This window comes from Polaromonas sp. P1_A2 (assembly GCF_056406895.1).
In genome coordinates this window covers 1,389,707-1,398,349 of record NZ_JBFTZI010000001.1, presented here as the reverse complement: position 1 = coordinate 1,398,349, position 8,643 = coordinate 1,389,707, and the positions used below count along the sequence as shown (strand labels likewise).

The following is an 8,643-nucleotide window of genomic DNA, read 5'->3' as shown; positions in this document are numbered from 1 at the left end:
ATCAGCTCACTGTCCACCGGGGTCAGCTCGCTCTCGACGTCGACCTCGACAGGCATCGTTTCCCTGTCGACCAGCATTGATTCGCTGTCGACCTCGACGTCCACCGGCCTCAGTTCGCTGTCCACCGGGGTCAGTTCCCTGTCGACGGGCGTCAGCTCGCTGTCCACGGGCCTGAGCACCACCAACAGCAATCTCAACTCGCTGTCGACCTCGGCATCCACGGGCATCAGTTCCCTGTCGACCGGGCTCAACTCGCTGTCCACCTCGACCTCCACCGGCTTCAGCTCGCTCTCGACCGGCTTCAGCTCCGTCTCCACCGGGCTCAGCACGGTCAGCAGCACCGTGACTTCGCTGTCGACCTCGGTTTCCACGGGCACCAGCTCGCTGTCCACCGGCCTGAGCACGGCCAACAGCAACATCACCTCGCTATCCACCTCGACCTCCACCGGCCTGAGCACCGCCAGCAGCGGCATCACCTCCCTGTCGACCGGCCTGAGCACAATAGGCAACAGCGTGACCTCGCTGTCCACCGGCTTGAGCACCGCCAACAACGGCATCGCCTCGCTGTCCACCGGGCTGTCGAGCGCGACCTCGGGCACCACGGCCCTGGCCCCGCTGGTCAATGCGGCAAACTCCGCGGCGGCCAACGGCGGGGCGGTCATAGGGTCCACCGCGGGCGGCGCCGCCGGCGCCGGGCTGCTCACACAGGGCAAGTCCCTGAACGGCACGGCGCTGCAAACCGTGGCCTCGCCTTCCGATTGCACGGTGGCCAACGGCGCCGACACCACGGCAACCGGCTTGTGCGCCAGCGCCGGCACCCGTGCCGGGGTCAACGGCGCGACCGCCACAACGGTGGCCACCGGCGCCACCGCCTACGGCTCACAGTCGCTGGCCCAGGACAAAAACACCACCGCCATCGGCTTCCGCGCGACGGCCACCTACGAAGGCTCCGTGGCCATAGGCTTCCAGGCCAGGGCGATTGCCGACCCGGCCACCGCCGTCGGCTGGAACTCGCTGGCCTCGGGCAACGACTCGGTGGCCCTGGGCGCTGCGGCCGAAGCCACGGCCAACCGCTCCGTGGCGCTGGGCGCCTACTCGGTGGCCGACCAGCCCAATACAGTGTCGGTGGGCTCGCCCGGCAACGAGCGCCGCATCACCAATGTGGCCCCCGGTGTTTACGCCACCGACGCGGTCAATGTCGGGCAGCTCAACGATGTCAGGCGCGTGGCCTACTCCGGCATCGCGATGAGCATGGCCATGGCCGCCACCTACATGCCCAACCTCGAAGGCGGCGAAAAAGCCCTGGGCATAGGCGTGGGCAACTACAAGGGCTACGGCGCGCTGGGCCTGAACTTCAAGGCGCTCAACAACGACGGCAAGAGCGCATGGGGCTTCGGCGTCTCCACCACCGGCAAGGAGTGGGGCATGAACTTCGGCGCAAGCTGGAAGTGGCGTTAAGAGAGGGCTCCGGGAGCCGCTCTCAGTAGAATGCCCTAAGCGCCTACCTATCAAACAAGAGCCCCCGGGGCTCCCGGTGAGCGCCGCGCGGCCCCCAGGGCCTGCGGCGCTCATTGCTTTGGGAGAGACACAAGCATGCGTATCGGTATCTCGGTCCTCACACACGCCGGCCAGAACATCTGGGAAAACGGACTGGGGCAAAACGTCATCTTCCTGGCCCAGTCCTTCCAGAAGCTGCCCTTTGTGCAGTCCGTCGTGCTGCTCAACGGCGGGGACCAGAGCAGCATGCCGCCCCAGGTCAACATGGACGCGCTGGGCCTGCGCATGATGTCCGCGCACGAAGCCACCGACCACATCGACCTGGCCATCGAGATGGCCGGCGCGCTGGACGTCAAATGGCTGGACTACCTGCGCGCCCAGGGCAAAAAAGTGGTCTGGTACTGCGCCGGCCAGCCCTATGTCGGCCTGATAGAGCCCAGCGTGTTCGACCGCCCGGGGTTTTTCAGCCGGGCCGACCGCTGCGACGAGATCTGGATACTGCCCAAGGACTTTTCCGCCTTCGCCCCCATGCTGCGCGCCCTGCACCGCTGCCCGGTGCATGAAGTGCCCTATATCTGGTCGCCGCAGTTCCTGGACGCGCGCGCCCGGGAGCTGGAGAAAGAGGGCTATGCCTTCGGCTACAAACCGCGCGCGCCCGGCGCCGGCCTGCGCGTGGCCATCTTCGAGCCCAATGTGTCGGTGGTCAAATGCACCAACATCCCCATGCTGGTCTGCGACGAGGCCTTCCGCGCCGAGCCCGCCCAGGTGAGCTTCATGCACGTGCTCAACACCCTGCACCTCAAGGACCACCCCACGCTGCTCTACCTGGCCAACTCGCTGGATCTGGTCAAGCAGCAAAAAGCGATTTTCCAGGGCCGCCATGACTTTGCCGGCTACATGGTGCAGCATGCCGACGCCGTGGTGGCCCACCAGTGGCAAAACGACCAGAACTACAACTACCTGGACGCCCTGCACGGCAACTACCCGCTGATCCACAACTCGCCCTGGCTGCGCGACGCCGGGTATTCCGACTACTACTATCCCGACTTCAACACGGCCGAAGGCGGGCGCAAGCTGCTGCTGGCCGCAAGCCAGCACGACAGCCGCCTGGAGCAGCACCGCCAGCAGGCCCGGCGGGTGATCGCCTCGGTCGATCCCTTCGCGCACGCCAACCTGCAAAGCCTGGCGCGCAGGCTGCAGGCGCTTTTCAGCAATACCGCAAGCGTGGGAGCCGCCGCATGAGCCAGGCCAAAGCGACCACACCTGACCGCCTGCGGGTCGGCGTTTCCATTTACGTGCGCAAGGGCGAGCAATCGCTGTGGGAAAACGGCATTTACCAGAACTGCCTGTTTCTGGTGATGCTGCTGCTCAAGGCCCCCAACGTGGCTGAAACCTACCTGGTCAGCGGGGGCGGCGACGGCGACGCGGCCGACGCCCAGCGCTTCATGGCCGACTCCCCCGTGCCCATCATCGACATGGCGGCCGCGGCCGACAAGCTCGACATCATGATAGAGATGAGCGCACAGCTGGGCCGGGACTGGGCCGTGGGCTTTCGCGATCGCGGCGGGAAGATCGTGACCATGCGCGTCGGCAACGACTACGTCATCGACATCGAGCGCATGATTTTCAACAAGCAGCACGGCTTGCTGATCGCCGGAACGCCCTATGACGAAATCTGGACCCTGCCCGAATACGAGCGCAGCTGCATGCACTACTTCGGCAGCGCGATGCGGGCGCCGGTGCGGCTGATGCAGCACCTCTGGAGCCCCGGCGTGATAGACCGCGCGGCCGCGACCCTGCCCAACGGCGAGACCTTCGGCTACAAGCCGGGCCGCAAGAAATGGCGGCTGGGCATCTTCGAGCCCAATATCTGCATGGTCAAGACCAGCCACCTGCCCATGCTGCTGATCGACATGGCGCACCGGGCCAACCCGCGCGTGATCGAGCTGATGCGGGTCTACAACAGCTTTCACATGAAGGACCACGTGACCTTTGTCGGCTTCGCCAACAGCCTGGACATCGTCAGGCACGGCCTGGCCGTCTTCGAAGGCCGCTTTCCGGTCTACCAGTGTTTGTCGTCGCAGGTCGACGCCGTGGTCTGCCACCACTGGGAAAACGGGCAGAACTACCTGTATTACGAAGCGCTTTACGGCGGCTACCCGCTGGTCCACAACTCCAGCTTCCTTGCCGATTGCGGCTACTTCTATCCCGGCTTCGACTGCGAGGAAGGCGGCCTGGCCCTGCTGCAGGCCTTTTCCCAGCATGACGCCGACCTGGCCGGCTACCGGGAGCGCGCGCGCACCTTTTTGCGCACGCTGGCGCCCGAGAACGAAGACAACGTGCGTGCCTACAATGAGGCGCTGGTCCATTTGTACCGCGCAGCTTCATCGTGATGCCCACCTCCTTCTTCTCCTTTTTGCGCCGCGCTCTGCTGGCGGCCGCGGTTCTGGGCGCGCCGGCTTTCCAGGCGCAGGCACAGGTCACGCCGCAGCGCCCGCCCGCGGCAGCTGCCGCTCCCGCCGCCGGCGCACCGCTGGACGCGCTGACGGCCGCAGCCACCAATGTGGGCGTGAGGCGCTGCCTGCCGGCCATCACCCGCCTGTCCTCGCTGACCGTCAACGGCAGCACCGGCAACGACGTGCTGGTCGACTGGGACCGCAAGAACCCCGACGGCGGCCCCTTCTTCTCGCTCAGCGGCGTCGAGTACAAAAACGCCTCGCTGGCCTTTTCCCTGACGGCGGTGCCCGACAGCACGGGCGGCTGCTCGGTCGCGGCCGAACGCATCTCGGTCGCGCCTTTTGCCTGCCGCAGCATCGCGCAGCAGGAGCTGGGCGGCTACCAGGCCACGCAGCTGCTGGCCACCTTCACCGTCTACGTCGATGCGCGCGACCCAGGCGCCTCGGTGACCCTGATCGACTCGCCGCCCGGCTGCCTCATCATCCGCCGCCACGTCGAGTACGACTGGAAAGACCCTGCGCTGAAAGCGCCCAGGCGATGAACGGCGGGGCAAACCGGCCATGAAGGCCCTGCGCATAGGCATCACCATAGGCCTGCGCTCGCCCGATGAAAGCCTGTGGGTCAACGGCATCAAGCAGAACGCGCTGAACCTGGCCTGCGTGCTGCAGGCCTCGCCGCTGGGCCACCGCGTGCAGCTGGTCAACACCACCGACGTGCCCATCACCAGCCAGCTTCCCTGGGACCTCCAGGCCTTCCCGGTCGTCACGCTGGAGGCCGCCATGAAGGACCTCGACGTGCTGATCGAGCTGGGCGGCGGCATCAGCGAGGCGCATTCCCTGCAGCTGAAGGCGGCCGGTACGCGCCTGGTCAGCTACTGCTGCGGCAGCGAGTACGTGGTGGTGCTGGAGTCCATCCTGTTCGGCAGGCCGCTCTGGCCCAACGGCGTCTACATGAACCGCCACTACGACGAAATCTGGGTGATCCCCCAGGTGGCGAACAATTCGCTGTCCTTTATCCAGACGCTCAGGCGCTGCCCGGCCAAGGTCGTGCCCTTTGTCTGGGACCCGCGCTGGCTGGAGTCCAGTGTGGCGGCACTGCCCCATGGCGCGCGCTACCAGCCGGGCCGCGCGGCCAAGCGGCTGGCTGTCATGGAGCCGAATATGGATGTGGTCAAGGCCTGTATCTATCCCATCCTGATCGCCGAAGCGGCCTTCCGCGCGCGGCCCGAGCTGATCGAGTTTCTCAACGTCTGCAGCGCCAAGCACCTGGCCGAACAAAGCCGCGAGTTCCAGCTGCTGATGTTCCAGCTCGACATCGTCAATGCCGGCAAGGCCACCTTCCTGGGGCGCTATGACACGGCGAATTTCCTGGGCGAACACGCCGATTCCGTGATCTCCAACCAGTGGGACAACCCGCTCAATTATTTCTACTTCGACGTCTGCTGGCTGGGCTACCCGCTGGTGCACAACGCCGATATGTGCAAAGAGCTGGGCTATTACTACGAAGGCAATGACGTGGACGCCGGCGCGCGCCAGCTGCTGCAGGTGCTGGAGCGGCATGACGACACGGCCACCGAATATGCCGCGCGGCAGCGCGAGCTGCTGCGGGTGCACACGGCCGCCAACCCGGAACTGGTGGCCCGCTACGACGAACTGCTGGCCGGGCTTTTTGCCGGCTGAGAACGCAGCCATGGCCCCCACAAACCCAGGCCTGCGCATAGGCATCACCATTGGCCTGCACCAGGAGGCCGAAACGCTGTGGAACAACGGCATCAAACAGAACGCGGTGTTCCTGGCCGAAACCTTCAAGCACTCGCGGCTGGTGGCCTCTGTGCGCTTGGTCAACACCACCGCCGTGCGCATCACGGCCGCCCTGCCCTGGGACCAGCGGCGCTGGCCCACCGTCGCCTTTGAGGACGCCAAGGACTCGCTGGATGTGCTGATCGAGCTCGGCGGCCAGGTCAGCGCGGAGCAGACCGATTACCTCAAGCAGCGCGGAACACGCCTGGTGTCTTACTGCTGCGGCTTTGAATACGTGCACACCATGGAGTCCATCCTGTTTGGCAGGCCGCTGTGGGGTTATGACCTTTTTATCAACCAGCGTTATGACGACCTCTGGGTGATTCCGCAGGTGGCGCCCATCAGCCAGCATTATTTTTCGACGCTGCGGCGCAGGCCGGCCACCGTGGTGCCCTTTGTCTGGGACCCGGTGTTCATCGAGGAACGCAGCCAGGCCCTCCCCGATGCCGGCCGCTACCACCCGCGGCACGGCCCGCGCCGGCTCAGCGTGATGGAGCAGAACCTGGATGTGGTCAAGTTCTGCCTCTACCCCATCCTGATCGCCGAAGAAGCCTACAGGCGCAGGCCCGAGGCGATTGCCTGGCTGCACGTGACCAATGCCATGCGCCTGGCGCAGGAGAGCAAGGAGTTTGTCGCGCTCATGAACCAGCTCGACATCGTGCGCCAGCACAAGGCCTCCTTCCTGGGCGTGTATGAAACGCCGGCCTTTCTCAGCGAGATGAGCGACGTCGTGATCTCGCACCAGTGGGAGAACGCGCTCAACTATTTTTACCTCGAGGTCTGCTGGCAGGGCTATCCGCTGGTGCACAACGCCCACCTGTGCGCCGACCTGGGCTATTACTACGAAGGCAACGACGTCGAGGCGGGCTGCGCGCGCCTGCTGGAGGTGTTCGACAGCCACGACGAGCAGGCCGCCGGCTACGCGGCGCGGCAGCGCGAGCTGATCAAGCGCTACCTGCCGGCCAATGCCGAGGTGGTGTCCCGCTACGAGGCGCTGCTGCTGCGCCTGATGGCCACGCCGCCGGGCTAGCTGGCGGCGACTTCCCTGGCCGTGATCTGGTACTTGAAATCATCCGGCGCGTAGGAGTCAAAACGCCCCGCGGCGTTTTCGCCAATGGGGTACATAAAGAAACCGAGCTTCTCGCCGGCCGACTTCGGCAGGGCCAGGTCGTGCGCCGTGTTGTAAGCCATCCAGTTGCCTTCCCAGCCGCCGAACAGCGCCTTGTTCACCGGCGCCACCACCGGGTCGGCCGTGGTCTTGATCCAGTCCGCCGTTTCCAGGCGCATCACCTTGGCCACGTCGGCCGGGTCCATGGCCACCCAGCCGTGGCCCTTGAGGTAGACCTCGGAGCGGCAATGCTGGGCGCCCTTGAGGCTGGCCGGGTTGCCCGAGAGCTCCTTGTAGCCGAAGGCCGAGGGCACCAGGCGTATGCCGTAGACGTCGCGCGCCGGCAGGCCCACCGAGCGGCACAGGCCCACAAACAGCGCGTTCAGGTCGGCGCATTTGCCGCCCAGGTTGCCGGTTTCCAGCATGGTTTTGATGTCGCCTTCGCCGCAGCCGCGCACCTTGGGTTCGCGGTAGGTGTTGGCGACAATCCAGTCATAAATCTTTTGCGCTTTCTCGACGTCGGTCTTCGCGCCTTGGGTGGCGGCCAGCGCGGTCTTGCGCACGATGCCGTCGGTCGGGATCAGCGTGGTCGGGCGCGTGAAATAGCGCAGCGTGTCGGCGCTTTCGGCTGGAGCGGTTTTCTGCGACCAGTCGATGGCCCGGCCCTGGGTCTGCACGCGGCTGGTCAGTTCCACAAAGGGTTTGGCTTCCGTGGCCGGGAATTCGGCATACAGCATCTTCGCGCCGTCGCGGCCGTCCTGCGCCAGCAGCGTGCTGCCGTTGCTAGCGAAACTGTTGCCCAGCGAATGCTGGTAGTCACTGTTGACCGAGGGGATCGGCAGCCAAACCTTGGTCACGCCTTGCGGTTTGAGGATGTCCACGCGCGTGGTCACGTCAAAAGTGCGCCAGGCGCCGCTTTGGGGCGCGAATTGGCGGCGGCTGGGGGCGGCAGCCGTCTGGGCAAAGTTGAGGGATGGCAAGGCGGCGGCCATGGCGGCGGCTGCGCCGCTTTTCAGAAAGGCTCGGCGTACGGTGGTCATAAAGGATCTCCGGGTGGGGTGAGGGTGACGTGCACCGCGGCAGGTAAAGATGCTGCGGGATGTCAGGCTGCGATTATCGCCGCTGCCTTGCGGCGGACATGCTCAAGGCTTGAGCAGCCCGTCAATCAGCTTCGCAGCCGCAGGCCCGGTCCAGTCGACTTCGCCCTTGACGCGCAGGCGCGGCCGGCCGGCCGTGTCCATCATCAGGGTTGTCGGGAAGACCTTGACGCCCCAGCCCCGAGCCGCCTTGCCATCCACGTCCAGCAACACCGGTAGCGTCACGCCCGTGGTCTTGGCAAACTGCAGGGCACGCGCGGGCGGCTCCTTGAAGTTGATGGCCAGCACCAGCAGTTTCTCGGGCCCGTAAAAATCAGCCACCTGCTGCAGCGTGGGCATCTCGGCACGGCAGGGTTCGCACCAGCTGGCCCAGAAATTCAGCAGCACGGCCCGGCCGCGCAGGTCGGCGGCTTGCCAGGTCTTGCCGGTGGTGTCGACCAGCGCGAAAGCGGACACCGGGCCGGCCCAGGGGCTGACTTCATACGCAGGGCCGGTCAAGCCCTGCGGCCTCGCCGGAAACACGGCGGCACCGGCGCTGATGGCAAGCGCCTGTTGCAGAAGATGGCGACGAGAAAAGGGCGGAATCGTCATGGGCCTGGCATTGGTAGGATGGGGCTAGGGTAACCGAGCCCAGGGATGCCTGCATCCATGCGGGCGCCTTCAAAAATCAATCACGGGAAGCTTC

General features: G+C 65.7%; 8 protein-coding genes. 6 read left to right on the top strand and 2 right to left on the bottom strand.

From position 1 onward, the window contains the following. Nucleotides 1-342: 342 nt before the first annotated feature. The 6 genes from AC1D09_RS06785 to AC1D09_RS06760 all read left to right on the top strand — a co-directional run bounded on the left by AC1D09_RS06785 (nt 343) and on the right by AC1D09_RS06760 (nt 6,783). The gene (locus tag AC1D09_RS06785; RefSeq protein WP_477700989.1) at nt 343-1,458 is read left to right on the top strand and encodes a YadA family autotransporter adhesin; all 1,116 of its coding nucleotides are present in this window, start codon (nt 343-345) and stop codon (nt 1,456-1,458) included. A 135-nt stretch (nt 1,459-1,593) separates the two neighbouring features. Further along, the gene (locus AC1D09_RS06780) at nt 1,594-2,739 is read left to right on the top strand and encodes a DUF2827 domain-containing protein (protein ID WP_477664672.1); all 1,146 of its coding nucleotides are present in this window, start codon (nt 1,594-1,596) and stop codon (nt 2,737-2,739) included. Further along, the gene (locus AC1D09_RS06775; RefSeq protein WP_477664673.1) at nt 2,736-3,890 is read left to right on the top strand and encodes a DUF2827 domain-containing protein; all 1,155 of its coding nucleotides are present in this window, start codon (nt 2,736-2,738) and stop codon (nt 3,888-3,890) included. The genes AC1D09_RS06780 and AC1D09_RS06775 overlap by 4 nt, the downstream gene beginning before the upstream one ends. After that, complete coding sequence (locus AC1D09_RS06770; RefSeq protein WP_477664674.1) at nt 3,890-4,495, top strand: hypothetical protein; 606 nt, start codon at nt 3,890-3,892, stop codon at nt 4,493-4,495. The genes AC1D09_RS06775 and AC1D09_RS06770 overlap by 1 nt, the downstream gene beginning before the upstream one ends. A 19-nt stretch (nt 4,496-4,514) precedes the next feature. Beyond that, complete coding sequence (locus AC1D09_RS06765) at nt 4,515-5,633, top strand: DUF2827 domain-containing protein (RefSeq protein ID WP_477664675.1); 1,119 nt, start codon at nt 4,515-4,517, stop codon at nt 5,631-5,633. A gap of 10 nt (nt 5,634-5,643) precedes the next feature. Next, on the top strand, nt 5,644-6,783 hold the full coding sequence (locus tag AC1D09_RS06760) for a DUF2827 domain-containing protein (RefSeq protein WP_477664676.1): 1,140 nt from the start codon (nt 5,644-5,646) through the stop codon (nt 6,781-6,783). Here the strand turns inward: AC1D09_RS06760 and AC1D09_RS06755 are convergent. Then, on the bottom strand, nt 6,780-7,901 hold the full coding sequence (locus AC1D09_RS06755; RefSeq protein WP_477700982.1) for a transglutaminase-like domain-containing protein: 1,122 nt from the start codon (nt 7,899-7,901) through the stop codon (nt 6,780-6,782). The two genes, AC1D09_RS06760 and AC1D09_RS06755, sit on opposite strands and share 4 nt — an antisense overlap. 102 nt (nt 7,902-8,003) lie before the next feature. Continuing rightward, on the bottom strand, nt 8,004-8,549 hold the full coding sequence (locus AC1D09_RS06750) for a TlpA family protein disulfide reductase (RefSeq protein WP_477664678.1): 546 nt from the start codon (nt 8,547-8,549) through the stop codon (nt 8,004-8,006). Between the last annotated feature and the right edge of the window lie 94 nt (nt 8,550-8,643).

What these genes read in the sequence shown, in the direction of transcription:
- AC1D09_RS06780 (WP_477664672.1), top strand. Translation starts at nt 1,594, where the DNA reads ATGCGTATCGGTATCTCGGTCCTCACACACGCCGGCCAGAACATCTGG.
- AC1D09_RS06775 (WP_477664673.1), top strand. Translation starts at nt 2,736, where the DNA reads ATGAGCCAGGCCAAAGCGACCACACCTGACCGCCTGCGGGTCGGCGTT.
- AC1D09_RS06770 (WP_477664674.1), top strand. Translation starts at nt 3,890, where the DNA reads ATGCCCACCTCCTTCTTCTCCTTTTTGCGCCGCGCTCTGCTGGCGGCC.
- AC1D09_RS06765 (WP_477664675.1), top strand. Translation starts at nt 4,515, where the DNA reads ATGAAGGCCCTGCGCATAGGCATCACCATAGGCCTGCGCTCGCCCGAT.
- AC1D09_RS06760 (WP_477664676.1), top strand. Translation starts at nt 5,644, where the DNA reads ATGGCCCCCACAAACCCAGGCCTGCGCATAGGCATCACCATTGGCCTG.
- AC1D09_RS06755 (WP_477700982.1), bottom strand. Translation starts at nt 7,901, where the DNA reads ATGACCACCGTACGCCGAGCCTTTCTGAAAAGCGGCGCAGCCGCCGCC.
- AC1D09_RS06750 (WP_477664678.1), bottom strand. Translation starts at nt 8,549, where the DNA reads ATGACGATTCCGCCCTTTTCTCGTCGCCATCTTCTGCAACAGGCGCTT.